At 70.7% G+C, this 14,644-nt stretch carries 12 protein-coding genes; 6 read left to right on the top strand and 6 right to left on the bottom strand.

All coding sequences use genetic code 11. The features are described 5' to 3' along the window. Positions 1-152 precede the first annotated feature (152 nt). Positions 153-1,184 (top strand): heat-inducible transcriptional repressor HrcA, encoded by a 1,032-nt coding sequence (hrcA, locus tag HR086_RS35875; protein WP_141646294.1) that lies wholly within the window; start codon positions 153-155, stop codon positions 1,182-1,184. Between the two features lie 283 nt (positions 1,185-1,467). On the opposite strand, the gene HR086_RS35870 is transcribed toward hrcA, so the two are convergent. Both HR086_RS35870 and HR086_RS35865 read right to left on the bottom strand, forming a co-directional pair. Further along, a complete protein-coding gene (locus tag HR086_RS35870) occupies positions 1,468-4,350 on the bottom strand; it encodes a carboxypeptidase regulatory-like domain-containing protein (protein ID WP_174467869.1) in 2,883 nt (960 codons plus the stop codon). 52 nt (positions 4,351-4,402) lie between these two features. Beyond that, complete coding sequence (locus tag HR086_RS35865; RefSeq protein ID WP_373564398.1) at positions 4,403-5,320, bottom strand: lipid kinase; 918 nt, start codon at positions 5,318-5,320, stop codon at positions 4,403-4,405. Positions 5,321-5,713: 393 nt separating this feature from the next. Between HR086_RS35865 and HR086_RS35860 the strand changes: the two genes are divergently transcribed. After that, entirely contained in the window at positions 5,714-6,556 is an 843-nt protein-coding gene (locus HR086_RS35860) for an immunity 52 family protein (protein ID WP_373564397.1), read from the top strand. Between the two features lie 131 nt (positions 6,557-6,687). On the opposite strand, the gene HR086_RS35855 is transcribed toward HR086_RS35860, so the two are convergent. Beyond that, complete coding sequence (locus HR086_RS35855) at positions 6,688-7,557, bottom strand: calcium-binding protein (RefSeq protein ID WP_174467868.1); 870 nt, start codon at positions 7,555-7,557, stop codon at positions 6,688-6,690. Between the two features lie 185 nt (positions 7,558-7,742). Here HR086_RS35855 and HR086_RS35850 point away from each other — a divergent pair, with 185 nt between their 5' ends. Next, complete coding sequence (locus HR086_RS35850; protein WP_174467867.1) at positions 7,743-8,225, top strand: transcriptional regulator; 483 nt, start codon at positions 7,743-7,745, stop codon at positions 8,223-8,225. 59 nt (positions 8,226-8,284) lie between these two features. On the opposite strand, the gene HR086_RS35845 is transcribed toward HR086_RS35850, so the two are convergent. From HR086_RS35845 to HR086_RS35835, 3 genes are all read right to left on the bottom strand, one after another. Further along, positions 8,285-9,004, bottom strand: a complete 720-nt coding sequence (locus HR086_RS35845; RefSeq protein ID WP_174467866.1) for an HAD family hydrolase — start codon at positions 9,002-9,004, stop codon at positions 8,285-8,287. 42 nt (positions 9,005-9,046) lie between these two features. Further along, the gene (locus HR086_RS35840; protein ID WP_141646285.1) at positions 9,047-9,847 is read right to left on the bottom strand and encodes a hypothetical protein; all 801 of its coding nucleotides are present in this window, start codon (positions 9,845-9,847) and stop codon (positions 9,047-9,049) included. Positions 9,848-9,948: 101 nt separating this feature from the next. Then, complete coding sequence (locus HR086_RS35835; RefSeq protein ID WP_141646284.1) at positions 9,949-10,296, bottom strand: hypothetical protein; 348 nt, start codon at positions 10,294-10,296, stop codon at positions 9,949-9,951. A gap of 215 nt (positions 10,297-10,511) precedes the next feature. Between HR086_RS35835 and HR086_RS35830 the strand changes: the two genes are divergently transcribed. The 3 genes from HR086_RS35830 (at position 10,512) to HR086_RS35820 (ending at position 14,396) form a co-directional block, all read left to right on the top strand. Continuing rightward, on the top strand, positions 10,512-11,507 hold the full coding sequence (locus tag HR086_RS35830) for a site-2 protease family protein (protein ID WP_141646283.1): 996 nt from the start codon (positions 10,512-10,514) through the stop codon (positions 11,505-11,507). Beyond that, positions 11,504-12,265: a hypothetical protein gene (locus HR086_RS35825; RefSeq protein ID WP_141646282.1), complete on the top strand. Its 762-nt coding sequence runs from the start codon at positions 11,504-11,506 to the stop codon at positions 12,263-12,265. The genes HR086_RS35830 and HR086_RS35825 overlap by 4 nt, the downstream gene beginning before the upstream one ends. A gap of 133 nt (positions 12,266-12,398) precedes the next feature. Continuing rightward, the gene (locus HR086_RS35820; RefSeq protein ID WP_174467865.1) at positions 12,399-14,396 is read left to right on the top strand and encodes an ATP-dependent DNA helicase; all 1,998 of its coding nucleotides are present in this window, start codon (positions 12,399-12,401) and stop codon (positions 14,394-14,396) included. Positions 14,397-14,644 lie beyond the last annotated feature (248 nt).

The following is a 14,644-nucleotide window of genomic DNA, read 5'->3' as shown; positions in this document are numbered from 1 at the left end:
CTGGTGGGTGGTGCGAGGGCGGGGACCACCCTTCGGCCGCATGTCTCCTTCCGACGTGGATTGAACCCACGGACAGGCTTTCTTACACTTGGGTCTCGTGGAGCGCTCGCGGCGCGGTGGCTGGCCGCATGCTTCAGAGTGAGAGCCCCTGGATGTCCGAAGAGCTGGGTGAACGCGAGAAGGAAGTCCTCCGGGCCGTGGTGCAGGAGTACATCTCCACGGGCGGGCCGGTAGGGAGCCAGCAGCTCGCTCGCCGGCCTGGGTTCGAGGTCTCCTCGGCCACGATGCGCAACGTGCTGGCGGACCTGGAGGAGCTGGGGTTCCTGGAGAAGCCGCACACCTCCGCAGGCCGGGTGCCCACTGACGCGGGTTATCGCTTCTACGTGGACACGCTGGTCAAGCTGAAGGACCCCACGCCGCGAGACAGGGAACTCATCCACGCGGGCCTCTTCCACGACGCGAATCTGGAAGAGGTGTTGGGGGATGCCAGTCGCCTCCTGCATTCGCTGACGCGGCACGCGGGCGTCGTCGTGACGCCTCGGCCCGAGTCCGCGGTGTTCCGTCGCATCGAGTTCGTCCGTCTGCGCGAGGACCGGGTGCTCGCCATCCTGGTGGGGCAGAGCGGGCAGGTGCACAACAAGGCCATCACTGTCGACTTCCCCATCACCTCGGACGAGCTGATGCGGGCGAGCAACTACCTGTCGGAGCTCCTGCACGAGGTTCCGCTGGAGGAGGCGCGTGAGCGCATCCGCTCGGAGATGGACCAGGAGCAGGCGCTCTACAACGCGATGACGGCCAAGGCGCTCAAGCTGGGCGCGGCCGCCACGGACCTGCCGACGACGGAGCGCGTGCTCATCCAGGGCACCAACTCGTTCCTGGAGCAGCCGGAGTTCGCGGACGTGGAGCGCATGCGCGCGCTCTTCAAGACGCTGGACGAGAAGCACCGCCTGCTGTCGCTGCTGGACCAGGTGCAGCGCGCCAACGAGATGCAGATCTTCATCGGCGCGGAGAGCGACTTCTCCGCCGCGGGCGATGTGTCCGTCATCGCCAGCCCCTACGGCAACCAGGAGCAGGTGCTCGGCACGGTGGGCGTCATCGGCCCCACGCGGATGGACTACCGCCGCGTGATTCCGCTGGTGAACTTCACCGCGCAGGTGCTGTCGCGCGTGCTGGAGAAGGTGTAGCTGGCATCACATCGCGCGGAGGGGAGCCCCCCGCGTGATTCCGCTGGTGAACCGCACCGCGCAAGTGCTGTCGCGCGTGCGACCGAATGTGCAGCCCGCCTCACTCCGCGCGGATGGAGTGCCACCGCGCGATGCTGGTGGTGCGCGGCACCGTGCAGGAACCGTCGCGCGTGGCGAGAAGGTGCTGCCCGCGTCACTCCGCGCGGATGGAGTGCCACCGCGCGGTGGTGCCGGTGAACGCACCGCGCAGGTGCCGGCCGAGTGCGAGGAGGTGCGGCCCTCCTCACTCCGCGCGAGTGGCCTGCAGCTCGCGCTCTCCGCCTTCGCGCCGTACCTGGAGGCGCACGGGTGAACCGGGAGCGCCTCGGGTGCGTGCCTCCGCTTCCGACCTGTCGCGCACGACGAGCCCGTCCACCGCGAGCAACCGGTCACCCACCGCCACACCCGCGCGCGCGGCGGGCCCATCCGGCGTCAGCCACGCCACGGCCACCTGACCGCGCTCCTCGCTGAACCCCGCGCCCACAGTGCCTGGCGTCGCGCGGCGCGGGGACACCGTCACGTCGCCCAGGTCCGAGGTCTCCGCCTCCGTCACTTTCACGGAGTGCGTCTCCACGCGGCCCTCGGGCGGCATCAGCCTCACGGTGTGCGGACCGGGTCGGACCTCGTCCAGATGGAAGCGGCCGTCGACTCCGGTGACGGTGTCGGGCCTGGCCGTCACCGCGCGGTCCAGGAACACCGCCACACCCGCGGCCGGACCACCACCCCGACTCCACACCGCGCGCCCGATGATGGAGGCCGCGCCTCCCGTCGAGAGGGACACCTCCACGTTCGCGCTGCCGCCCGGCTCCAGTGCCACCCTCGCCGAACCGGTGCGCCCGTCCTGCGTCTGGACATGCACCTTCACCACCTGCCCGGGCGCATCCCTCATCTCGAAGGTGTCTCCGCTGAAGCGCCGCGTGGACGGCGCCAGGGGCTCCCATGGAAGCTCCTCGCCGTTGTCCTCCGTCAGCCTCAACGTGAAGCCCGCGGGCACCGCTCCACCGCGCGCCACCACCCGGCCGCGCAGGTGGGCCGCGGGCTTCAGGCGCAGGTCCATCAACCCCTGGCCCTCGCGCACCGAGGGCACCCTCACCACGCGCCCCCCGTTGTGGGCCGCCAGCTCCTGCAGCGGCGGCGCACCCGCCGGCCGCGTGGGAATGGCGAACGTTCCGTTCTCGTCCGCCTGCACGCGCATGGTGAAGGGCATGTCTCCCCCCTGCACCGCGGCCACGACGGCGAAGGGGCTGGGCGCTCCAGAGGGCTCGCGCACCGTGCCGGAGATGCCGCGCTCCTCCACCAGCACCAGGTCCTGCTGCACGGCGCTCCCCGCCTGCACCGTCACGCTGGGGTCGTCATCCTGGAAGTAGATGAAGCGTGCGCGGGGCAGCACGGCGGTGAGCTGGTACACGCCCGCCGGCAGCTCCAACTCGTACAGCCCCGCCGCGTCCGTCTCCGCCCACGCCAGGTCGGAGGTGCCGCCGGGCGCGCCGCGTGGCACCGCGCGCACCACCGCGGGCTCGGACAGGGGCTTGCCCGAGGACTGCGTCACCACTCCCTGGACCATGCCGGACTCGGTCAGCGTCAGGTCCACGCGCGTGCGCGTGCCGGCCTTCAAGGTCTCCACGCGGCTGGTCCAGCCCTGCGAGCCATCGCGCCGCGCGCGCACCGACGTCCGGCCGGGCACCAGCCCGCTCAGCGTGTACGCACCCTGTGAGTCCGTGCGAGTGGTGGCCGCCGCGCCCCCGCCGTTGCGCGACGGCTGGGCTCGCACCTCCGCGCCCGCCACCGGCTGACCCTGGGGGTTGACCACCACGCCCTCGACCTCGGCGGTGGCCGGCTCCAGCTTCACGTCGAGCGTCGCGTGGGCACCCTCGGACACCACCACGCCGTCATGCGTGGCGCTGGCGAAGCCCGGAGCGTGAACCTGCACGTCGTACTCACCAGGAGGCAGGCCCAGCCGGTAGATGCCCTCGCCTCCGGATGTGGTGCGCGCCAGCTCACCGTCGGCTCCCGTGGGGCTGACCACCAGCACCGCGCCACGCACCGGAGCCTCATCGCCGGTCGACCTCACCTGCCCGGTCAGTCCGCTCGTCGAGCCCAGCGCCACGGTGAGGCCGCGCAGCGTCTCGCCCGGCGCCACGAACAGCGTGCCGGGCACGCGGCCCACCGCGTCGCCATGTCGCGCGGACAGCACCCAGTCGCCACCGCCGACCTCGAGCGCGAAGCCGCCGCCTTCGCTCGAAGTGGTGCTCACGGGCGCTCTTCCTCCCGAGGCCGTCACCTGCGCGCCGGTGACGGGCTGGCCCTTCCCGTCCACCACGAAGCCCTCCAGCGTGCCCGCGCCCCACAACCCCACCACCAGCTCTCCCTGCTGGGGCACATGGAGGAAGCGCAGCGTGCGGCGGCTGAAGCCCGGCGCCTCGGCCGTGAGGCCATAGCGGCCTGGAGCCAGTCCGGTGAACTGGAACTGGCCGCGCTCGTCACTCGTCGCCGTCACGGCTTCCTCGGCAATCGCCGCGGGCTCCGCCCAGGCGATGGCGGCCCCCGGGTACGGATGCAACGTCACCTCCGCCAGCGGCACCGGCTCACCGCCGTTCTCCGCCACCGTGCGACCCTGGAGTGTCACGCCCGCGCTCAGCGTCAGCTCGACGGATGTCTCCGCTTCACCCGCGGGACGCGTCGCCTCGCGCCGCGCGGGAGCATGGCCCTCGGCGTGCGCGGACAGCAGGTAGTCGCCCGGCCGGGTGGGCAGGCGCAGCGTGCCGTCCTCGCCCGTGGTGCCCTCGGCCGCGAGCCGCCAGGAGGACGCCGCCGCATCGACGAGGTCCTTCGACTGCTTGCGCCAGGCCCGCACGTTCGCGCCCGCCACCGGACCGGACGCGCCCACCACGCGCACCACGAAGGCGCCTTCGTCGGGGGCCGCGGGCTCGTCGCGAACCGCGGCGGGTGCGGACTCGGCGCGGGCGGTGACGCCACCGCCGCTGGAGGAGGCTTGCGTCTCGCGAGGCGCGGAGGGCGTCGGGTCGGAGGGCGTGCCGGGCCTCGGCACGCGGAACCAGAGCAACAGCACCGCGCCGATGGCGAGGAGGGCGGCGAAGAAGATGGGACGTTGGGACCGCAGGCGCATGGCTCGTCCTCGGGAGGACGCCAGCCTAGGACAGCCTGGGTCATTTCGGAATTCAGGAGGGCGCGGGCGCGTAGACGCGCAGGGCCGCGGGGGCCACCTCGAAGCGCATGGGCGTCATGCCGACGAGCTCTCCGTCCGCGTTCACCTCCTGCGGAGGCGTGGCCTCCACATACAGCCGCACGGCGAGCAGCGAGGTGACGGCGGGGTTCTCCCCGTGCTCCCCGGAGCGCACCGACAGCGCTACGCGCGCGAGCGTGGCCAGGTCCTGGAGCTGGCCCAGGCCCGTGCCGTCCCTGCCGGAGGTCGAGGAGGGCGCGGCGACGGCGTAGACATGCAGCCGTCGGTCATCCAGGCGCGCATCGGGCGCCACCATGTTGCCCGCGCCGTGGTAGCGCCCGTTGCCCACCACGAGCTGGAGCACATCCAGCTCCAGCTCCTGTTCATCCGCCTTGATGCGGATGCGGAAGGGCCGCAGGTCCTTCACCTCGGCGGCGGCGGCCACCGGATAGGCCAGCCTACCCGCGCGCTGCTTCAGGCGCTTCGTCAGTCGCCGGGCAATCGCGGCGGCCAGGCCCAGGCTCGCCGCGTTGAGGAAGGGTCGTCCGTTGGCGAGCCCCACGTCCACGCGCGCCGCATAGCCCTTCGCGATGACGTCACACGCGGACTCCACGTCGGGAGGGATGCCCAGGGAGCGAGCGAAGTCGTTGCCGGTGCCCAGCGGCAGCACGCCCAGCGTCACGTCGCGCCCCAGCAGATGTGCCACCGCGCCGCTCAGCGTTCCGTCTCCGCCCCCGACGAGGATGCGGCGAGTGCCACGCGCCAGCATCTGCTCCAGCACTCGGCGCAGCCGTCCGCTTTTCGACAGCGCGTGGCTCTCCGTCAGGATGACGCCCCGCGAGGCGAGGGCATCCCGGGCGAGCGAATAGGCCTCCCTGCCCGAGCGGGACTGCGTGTTGACCACCAGGGCCACCGGCCCGTCGTCCGGGGCCAGCCGGCGTGGAGGCTCGATGAGCGCGGGTTCCAGGGGGACCTCCTCCTTGCTGCGTGCGGGAAAAGGTGTGCACGCGGAGCCGAAGGGGCCAGCGGTCTCCGGGGGAAGAGGACCGAAAGACAGCGGTCATGCGACATCCCCGGGGACGCGGGGGGCGAGCTGGGAAGCGAGGGGTTCAGCCCTCCGCGTCCACTTGAAAGGGCTCGCAATCCTCAGCGGTCGCGGGCCTTTCACCCCACGGCCTTTGCCCCTGTATGGCCCCACGCGAGCAAGGGCGTGTCCCCTCGTGCTCGGGCGTACCAGGAACAGATTTCAGGACACTCCTACGATGACGCCTCCTGGGTGGGTGGCGTGGGCAGGAACAGCGGTGGCGTGAAGTTCGGTGGCGACAAGGAGATCACCGCCATCCACACCCTGGCACGCCCCCTGGTACCCTCAGAAGAGCGAATCATGACCGTTCAATCCGCGCCCAGGGCCCACCCTGAGACCTACTACGCGGGTGCCCACTGGGGGCCGAGACGGGAATCCCCAGAGGAGTGCGCCCGACGAGCAGCGACCTTCCTCAACATGCTGGCCGCGTGTGACCCCCTGCTGGCGCACTGGAACAAGCTTCCCAAGCCGCGAAAGGGACGGAAAATCCCCCTCATGCCCCCTGACCTCCCCACCTTGACGGAGGCGTTCCGGCGCGGCGTCAACCGAGATTCCGGCGGGCCCCCCATTGAAGAGTTGGGTTGGACCGTCTCGGCATACAACGACGGCGCCGGCTCAAACTTTGTCTCAGTGAGAATGCAGTGCGGGGGCTACGTCGGATGCAGCACCGACAATGCATGCTTGCTGTCACTTCCCTACCCGGGGAAGAACGCGGAGCGAATCCTCGCGGCATCCGTGCTGACCGAAGTGGTGCGCGGCATGGCGGTGGCCTGGGATCCTGACTGGGCGGTGGTCATGTCTCGTGCGCACCGGGATATGGACGATGAAGAAGGCAAAGCCGACATTTGGGTGGGCTGGGTGACGTACCTCGCCCGTCATTGGGGCACGGTGCCCCCGCTTCCCGCTCCCGTGCGCACTGAGCCGGTCGAGGACAAGGGTACGCTCATCGTTCTGACGCCGGAACGCTTCACGGTGGCCAACCCGGAGCACGTGGCGCTGTCGAGGCGCGTGCGGGAGCTGCTGGCGCGGGCCGGGCTCGTGAAGCCGCTTCAGCCCCCACCGTAGAAGAGTGGGGGAGCCGAGTCGCCCGCTGCTCGGCTCCTCAACGCGGGCGGGACGGCGGAGGTCCAAGACTCCCAGAAAAGTCGCGGGTCAGGGCGCTCCTGCCTCGGAATTGGGTTGTCTCGTGCAGAGGTTCAGCCCTCCGCGTCGCGTCCTTCAATGATGCGGCGCTGGATGTCCTGACGCAGCGGGAGGGCCTCCTCCGTGCTCAGGCGGCCGTCACCGTTGGTGTCGTACGTGGCCAGCAGTGTCGCCCGGCGCTCCTGGGCGGCCTCCACCCGGTCCTGCCTCAGCGCGACACGCTCACCCGCATCGAGCACACCGTTGTCATTCGCGTCGTACGTGCCCAGCCGCTCCTGGCGCCGGGCCTCCCAGCGGGCGCGCCGAGCCTCCCGTGCCGCCTGCCGCTCCGCCTCGTCCAGCGTCCCGTCCCCATTGGTGTCGTGCTGCTCCAGGCGCTCGGTGCGCAGGCGCTGGCAGCGCGCCTCCATGGCGTCCACCAGCGCGGTGCGCTCCTCGGCGGACAGCGCGCCGTCGCCGTTCTCGTCGAAGGCCCAGCGCACGCGCCAGAAGGCCCAGTGCCGCGCGCGTCGGCCCAGCTGCGTCAGCCGGGGGCGCAAGGTGTCGCGCCGCTCACCCACGTCCGCCTTCAGCTCGCGCAGTTCCCGCGCGTTCAGCGCGCCATCCCCGTCGTCGTCGTACTTCGCCAGCACCGTCCGCCGGTGCTCGCTGAAGTCGCACGCCTGCCCGTCGTCGGTGGGCTCCGTCTCCAGGCCACTCACGTCCTCATCGGCCATGGCCCCCTGCTGCGTCGCGTCCGTGTCCGCCACCGCGTCCGCGCCCAGCGCGCCGTCTTCCTCGGCCGCGGTGAGATACGACGCGGCCTCGCCCACGTACCGCGTGGTCTCGTCTGGTACGTCATCGCCGCAGGCGGTGAGCCCGAAGGGCAGGGTGAAACACAGCGCGGCGGCGAGGATGCGACGGTGAGCGGTGACTCGTTTCATGGGGATGGCTCCAGGTTCGAAGTGCGGCGGTGTCCGGCCTCGCTTTGCTGAAACCCGGTGCGTCGGAAGAAGTTGCGGAGGGACAGAGGTGGCCGTCGCGCCCCTTCCATGTGCCAGGGTGGCTGCACACCTTTCAGGCGCGGCCGGCTCCGCGCCGGTGAAGCGCAAGGCCTGGAGGGCGATGCATGGCACGAGGAAGCAAGGCGAAGTACACGGCGAAACAGAAGCGGATGGCCGAGAAAATCGAGAAGGGTTACGAGGCTCGCGGCACGTCGGACAAGACGGCGGCGGCTCGGGCCTGGGCCACGGTGAACAAGGCCACCGGCGGTGGGATGAAGGGTGGCTCCGGCAGCAAGGCCAAGATGGCCCGGCACCGCCCCAAGGTGCGCGCCGCCGCGAAGAAGGCCGCGCGCAAGCGCACCGCCGCGCAGCGGTCCGCGTCGGCTCGCAAGGCGGCTGCTTCGAGGACGCGCAAGCCCGTGCGCGCCACGCGCTCCGGGAGCAAGTCCACCGCGCGTCGCGTCGCCGGACGCCGGGCCACGGCTCGCAAGACTTCCACGAGCACGCGCTCCAAGCGTGGCACGGCTCGCAAGAGCACCCGAGGTGTTTCCCGTCGCGGCACCACCGGAACGCGCGGCTCACGCGGCCGGGGCGGCTCGCGCAGGTAGTCGCGCGCGGCTCGCGCCCCATCCTCGGTGTGCTCAAGGTGGGGCGCGAACGCGCTGCTTCAGCGAGGCTCTTCGTCCTTGGAGGCCGGCGGCGTGGCGCCGGGTCCGTTCCACGGCCAGTCGACCGAGGAGTCCTCGGCCAGCCGCAGCAGCTCCGAGGGGTCCTTCACCAGGATGCGGCAGCCCGCGGAACGCAGGTCCTCCGGAGAGAAGCCTCCGGCCAGCACGCCCACGGTGGACAGGCCCAGCTTGCCGGCGGCGAGCGCGTCATAGGGCGTGTCGCCCACCACCACCGTGACGTCCGGCGCGGGGCGGCCCAGCCTGGCGAGCGCGCTCTCGAAGATGTCCGGGTGAGGCTTGCTCTTGTCCACCTCGTCCTTGCTCGCCTTGGTCTCGTACAGGCCTTCGATGCCGCACAGCCGCACGTAGTACTGGAGCTCCTCGTCCTTCGCGCTGGAGGCCAGGGCCAGGCGTCGGCCGTGCTGACGCAGCCGCTGGAACAGCTCCCTCACGCGAGGCAGGGGCCTCACCTTGGGCAGGAACTCCCGCAGGAACAGCGCGGAGCGGTACTCCTCCAGCTCCTTGCCGAAGCGCTCCAGTTCGTCGTCGTTGAAGAAGACGGGGATGAGCTGGTCGGCTCCCTTGCCAATCTGACTGCGCACATGGGCGAACGGGACATCCCTGCCGAAGTGCAGGAACGCACGTCGCCACGCCTCGGCGTGCTCGTCCACCGAGTCCACCAGCGTTCCATCGACGTCGAAGATGACGTTCTCCACCATCGCGCGCCTCCCGGGCCAAAGTGGGGACGCCCCAGGTGGCGGTCAACCGCCCGTGGGCGGGTTCTCTGGGGTCGCCTCCACCAGTGTTCGTGTCTTCACATCGTAGCCCTCTGGTGCCGTGAGGGTGAAGGTGTCATTGGGCGGCGGGCTGTTCAGCTCCACACGCGAGAGCACCGTCTCCCCGACCTTCCGCCCCCCCAGCCACCGGGTGAGGCGCCGGGGGACGCACAGTGCCAGGGCCGCGTCGCAGTGCTCCTCCTCCATGCGGACCTCCGCCTGCGTGCCGTCCGGCGCGCGCGAGCGCTTGTCCAGGAAGTCGAGCCCCGGCCAGCGCAGCACGTACACCAGCTCCAGGCCCTGGGCCTCGCCCCCCAGCGTCACCGCCAGCTCCACGGCTTCTGGCGCGCGGGGATGTTTCACGCGGCGCAGGGTGGCGCCGTGGGACACGAGCGGCGCGCGGAAGCCCTCGGGCGTGAAGACGCCGAAGGTCTCCGTGAGGAAGCCCGCGAGCTTCGCGGGAGGCAGCTCCGACTTGAACGTGGTGAAGCGCTTCTCGCCGTCCAACTGCTCGAAGAGGTGGGTGCCGTCCCACGAGAAGATGCGCGTGGCGGGCGTGCCCAGCGTGCCGCGCATGCGCTGGGGCGCGCGGTAGTCGAACGAGAAGGGCACCTCGTCCTGGCCCTCGTCCTTCACCGTGCCGGCGATGTGATACCCGCCGAGCTTGGTGTCCCGCTCCGCCAGCCGCTGTTTCACCTGCGCGGCCAGCGCCGCGGTGTCGTCCGTCTTTCGTGGGCAGCCCGCGAGGGCGAGGAGGACACAGGGCACGAAGAGGCGCAGGCGCATGGAATGAGAAAGTGAGGCAGGAGGGGGGCTGAAAAGCAAGGAGGCCCGCCTGTCGCCAGGGGGCCTCCCGAAAGGTGCCGCCGTGAGGGCCGGCGGCCTGACTACTTCACCGCCACGCCGGTGGCCGTGGAGGAGGTGATGCCGATGATGGTGCCGAACAGGGCGTAGATGCCGTGACGGGGGGTGGTGGACGCCGACTTCAGGTCGACCTTGGACGCGCCCATCGCCTTCGCCTCGGCGATCAGGAGCTTGTTCACCACGGTGTCCAGGTCGCTCTGGACGATGTCGATGATGTGGAAGATGGCGGTCAGGCCCAGCGCGTTGGTCTGGATGACGGCCACGGCCTCACCGTTCGCCGCGATTTCGGTGCCGGAGACAACAGCGCTCTCGACGCTGGTGCAGCCGATGAGGCTGGACGCGGCAACGGCGGACAGGATGAGCTTCTTCATGGTTTTCCCCTCGTTGAGTGTTGCTTGGACGGTGGTCGAGCACCCCTGTGAAGGGAACGCTCGTCCGTTTGAATGGGACCTCAAGCGCCGGGGTACGTACCAGATGTCGACTCCATGTCAAGGTCCGTCCGGACACACTGTACGCCCGTTGGGTGAGCGCGCTCGCGTTGCAATGCACATCTCGCCTTGCTAGCCCCAAACCCCGAGGCTTCCGAATGGACATCGTCCCCGCCGCACGTCCCGCGCCCCGGTACTGGATTCACCTGCTGCTGCTGCTGCTGACGGTGGTGACGACCTTCACCTCGTACCTGCTGTACTTCCACTTCCAGCGGCCGTACTCGCCGGACGAGGTCTCCCGGGAAGCGGCGATGCGCGCGCTGTCCTTCAGCCTGTCGCTGCTGGCCATCCTGGGCACTCACGAGATGGGCCACTACGTGCTCGCGCGCATCCACCGCGTGGACACGTCGCTGCCGTACTTCATCCCGTTGCCCGTGCTGGGCGTGGGCACGCTGGGCGCCGTCATCCGCATCCGGGACCGAATCCCGCACCGCAACGCGCTGGTGGATATTGGCGCGGCGGGACCGCTGGCGGGCCTGGTGGTGGCGCTGCCCATCCTCTACTGGGGGCTTGCGCACTCCACGGTGGTGGACGCGCCCCACGTGCCCTCGCAGTTCCCCGGCGAGATGTCGCTGTGGGCGTACGGCAAGGACTTGTTCACCTGGGTGATGGCGAAGCTGACGCACGCGCCCGCCGCTCCGGAAGAGACGTTTCATGGCGTGCAGACCCTGTTTGGTGACAGCCTGCTGATGCGGGGGCTGACGTGGTTGGCGCTGGGGCCCTTGCCGGAGGGAAAGGACGTGCTGGTACATCCGGTGGTCATCGCGGGCTGGTTCGGCCTGCTCGTCACGCTGCTCAACCTGATGCCCATGGGACAGCTGGACGGCGGGCACCTGGCCTTCGCCCTGCTGGGCCGTCACGCGCACTGGGTGGGGCGGGCCATGGCCGCGCTGCTCTTGTTCCTCACGCTCTTCGTCACCGCGTCCTGGGGCCTGTGGCTCCTGGTGACGAGCAAGGTGGTGGGCTTCGGGCACCCTGACGTCGTGGCGCCGCTGGAGCCCCTCAGTCCCACGCGCAAGCTCATCTGCGCGCTGTGCCTCTTGGCCCTCATCGGCTGCGCGATGCCCGTGCCGCTGCGTCAGGTGGTGTCATGAAGTTCCAGTGTGAAGCCTGTGAGCGGCTCATCCCCCTGGAGTCCTTCCGGATGGAGGGGGGCGGGCTGGTGGTGTCGTGCCAGCGGTGTGGCGCGGAGAGCCGCGCGCGTGCGTCGCTGCCGCTCTCGGTGTCCCCGGCGCTGTCGGGCGAGGGCTCCGGCTCGACGCAGTCCTCGGTGGAGGACGCGACGGCGTCGGTGCCGCCGCTGCCCGCGCGCGCCAGCACGCCGGCCCTGCGGGTGGTGCGGGGCTCGGCGGTGCCGGTGACGCTGGACGACGAGGCGCTCTTCACGCCTCCGCCGGGACACTGTCCCAAGTGCGTGTCGCCGCGGCGGGAGGTGGACACGTCCTGCGCGCAGTGCGGGCTGGTGTACGCCAACTTCATGGCGGAGGAGCACAAGCCCTCGGACGACCTGATGGGGGCGTGGCGCTCGCTGGCGGAGCACTGGGAGGAGTGGGAGGCGCACGACAGGCTGCTGACCCTGGCCATGGGTCGCGGGGAGCTGGCCTCGGCGGGCCGCCTGTACCGGGTGCGGCTGGCGCGGGCGCCGGACGACGCCGTGGCGCACCGGGCACGGGAGGAAGTGGTGCGGCGGGCCACCCTGGTGGTGCCCACGGAGGTGGAGTCCTCGGAGGTGTCGCCAGGCAAGCGGCGGCTGCGAGCGGCGGCCATCGCGGCGCTCTCGCTGGTGGTGCTGGTGCTCTTCACGTTCATCATCCAGCGCGTGCGGCTGCTCTTCTTCAGCGACCTGCCCTGACGCGGCGGGCGGCGACTCCCCCGCGGGGCGGCCGGCCATGCGGGCGTGGGGCATGGATGGTGGATGGAAACGGGCCTGGGGCGCGGCTGGCTGCTATCGTGTCGGGCCGCTCCCGCGAGGCTCGCCACTCCCGATGACGCTTCCCGTCTCTCCGTCACTCACCGTCGACAGCCTGCTCGGTCCGGGGGGCGCGCTCCAGGTGGCCCTGCCCGCGTATGAGCACCGGCCGGAGCAGCTCCAGATGGCGCGCGCCGTGGAGCGGGCCTTCGCGGAGCGCAGCTACCTCTTGGCGGAGGCGGGCACGGGCACGGGCAAGACGCTCGCCTACCTGGTGCCCGCGCTGTTGTCGGGCCGCCGCGTCGTGGTGTCCACGGCGACGAAGACGCTGCAGGACCAGATCTTCTTCAAGGACCTGCCGCTCCTGCGCGAGAAGATGGGGCTCACCTTCGAGGCCGCGTACCTCAAGGGGCGCAACAACTACCTCTGCCTGCACCGCTACGGCGCCTTCGCCAAGGAGCCGCAGTTCGGCTCTCGCGACGAGGCGCGGTACTGGCCCAAGCTCAAGGCGTGGGCGGAGGACACGCAGACCGGGGACCGCAGCGAGCTGGATTTGCCGGAGTCGTTCAGTGCGTGGTCTCGACTGTCCACCACGTCCGAGACGTGCGTGGGCACGCGCTGCCCGCTGTACGAGTCGTGTTTCGTCACGCGCATGCGCAAGCGCGCGGAGAGCGCGGACCTGCTGGTGGTCAACCACCACCTCTTCTTCGCGGACCTGTCGCTGCGCAGCTCCGGCAAGCGCACCGAGGGCGTGCTGCCGTACTACGAGGCCGTCGTCTTCGACGAGGCGCATGCGCTGGAGGACGCGGCGAGCGGCCACTTCGGCGTGGGGGTCTCCAACTACCGGCTGGAAGAGCTGGCGCGCGACGCGGTGGCGTCGTTGAAGGAAGACGACTCGCGGCACGCGATGTTGCGAGCGCTGGCCGCGCGGCTGCGCACCGGCGCGGACGCCTTCTTCGCGCAGGCCCCCCGGGCGCTGGGGCTGTCGGGCCACGAGGCCTCCGTCTCGATTCAGCCGGAGGCGATGGGCAAGCTGTCCAGCGCGCTGGGCGGTGTGCGCGAGGGCCTGGCCGCGTTGTCCGCCTTCAGCGCGGGCGAGCGTGAGCCGGAGCTGGCCGCGATTACGCGCCGCGCGGACGAGCTGGAGGAGCAGCTCTCCTTCCTGGAGAAGGCCGAGTCGTCGGACCACGTGTACTGGGCGGAGCAGCGCGGCAAGGGGCTGTTCCTGCGCGCCAGTCCCATCGACGTCGCGAAGGAGCTGCGCGAGCGGATGTACGGCGCGCTCGACACGGTGGTGTACACGTCCGCCACGCTGGCGGCGGAGAGCCGCTTCGACTTCTTCGCCCGGCGCATGGGGCTGTATGGCGAGGATGGCCAGACGGTGACGCGCGTGCGCACGCTGGCGGTGCCCAGCCCGTTCGACTACCCGCGCCAGGCCGCGCTGTATCTGCCCACGCATCTGCCGGACCCGAGCGCCCCTGGCTTCATCGAGGCGGCCGCGGAGGAAATCGTCCAGCTCTGCCAGGTGACGGGGGGCCGTGCCTTCGTGCTCTTCACGTCGCTGCGCAACATGGTGCGCGCGTACGAGCTGGCGGCGGGACGGCTGCCGTATCAGGCGCTGCTCCAGGGGGAGCGGCCCAAGGCGCAGTTGCTGGAGGCGTTCCGCGACACGCCGAGCGTGCTCTTCGCGGCGCACAGCTTCTGGGAGGGCGTGGACGTGCCGGGGGATGCGCTCAGCCTGGTCATCATCGACCGGCTCCCGTTCGCCTCTCCGGGTGACCCGCTGGTGGCCGCGCGAATCAAGCAGCTCCAGACGCGGGGCGAGGAGCCCTTCGAGCAGTACCAGCTCCCCCAGGCGGCGCTGGCGCTGCGTCAGGGCTTCGGGCGCCTGATTCGCACCCAGTCCGACAAGGGCATCGTCGCGATGTTGGACCGGCGCATCCTCACCAAGGCGTATGGACAGGTCTTCCTGGCCAGCCTGCCGGACGCGCGGCGGATGGACGACCTGGTGGAGCTGAGCCGCTGGTTCAACGGCCCGGTGCGCCCCGTGCGGTCCTTGCGTTCGGTGGAGTGAGCTGAATTTCCGGGCGAAATTGCCCGAGAATTCCGCTCATTTCGTATGCCTTCGGCCGGGTCTGTTTCACCGGCTGTCCCCGCACACCCCAGAGCCCTGACGTGGACTGTCTGGTCCTTCCCTTCCTGCGCCTCGTCCTGCTCGCCGCGGTGGCGTTGGTGTGTGCGTGTGAGCCCATCTCGCTGGTGCCCATGGGGGAGCCTCCCCCGGACTCGGGGAGCGATTCACCGGACGGAGGGGATGAACTC

This window comes from Myxococcus sp. CA039A (assembly GCF_013336645.1).
Classification (GTDB): Bacteria; Myxococcota; Myxococcia; order Myxococcales; family Myxococcaceae; genus Myxococcus; species Myxococcus llanfairpwllgwyngyllgogerychwyrndrobwllllantysiliogogogochensis.
Note: the sequence above shows the minus strand (reverse complement) of the source record. Positions and strands in the feature narration are given on the sequence as shown.

Coding starts and splice junctions, on each gene's coding strand:
- hrcA (WP_141646294.1), top strand. CDS start 153: ATGTCCGAAGAGCTGGGTGAACGCGAGAAGGAAGTCCTCCGGGCCGTG.
- HR086_RS35870 (WP_174467869.1), bottom strand. CDS start 4,350: ATGCGCCTGCGGTCCCAACGTCCCATCTTCTTCGCCGCCCTCCTCGCC.
- HR086_RS35855 (WP_174467868.1), bottom strand. CDS start 7,557: ATGAAACGAGTCACCGCTCACCGTCGCATCCTCGCCGCCGCGCTGTGT.
- HR086_RS35850 (WP_174467867.1), top strand. CDS start 7,743: ATGGCACGAGGAAGCAAGGCGAAGTACACGGCGAAACAGAAGCGGATG.
- HR086_RS35845 (WP_174467866.1), bottom strand. CDS start 9,004: ATGGTGGAGAACGTCATCTTCGACGTCGATGGAACGCTGGTGGACTCG.
- HR086_RS35840 (WP_141646285.1), bottom strand. CDS start 9,847: ATGCGCCTGCGCCTCTTCGTGCCCTGTGTCCTCCTCGCCCTCGCGGGC.
- HR086_RS35835 (WP_141646284.1), bottom strand. CDS start 10,296: ATGAAGAAGCTCATCCTGTCCGCCGTTGCCGCGTCCAGCCTCATCGGC.
- HR086_RS35830 (WP_141646283.1), top strand. CDS start 10,512: ATGGACATCGTCCCCGCCGCACGTCCCGCGCCCCGGTACTGGATTCAC.
- HR086_RS35825 (WP_141646282.1), top strand. CDS start 11,504: ATGAAGTTCCAGTGTGAAGCCTGTGAGCGGCTCATCCCCCTGGAGTCC.
- HR086_RS35820 (WP_174467865.1), top strand. CDS start 12,399: ATGACGCTTCCCGTCTCTCCGTCACTCACCGTCGACAGCCTGCTCGGT.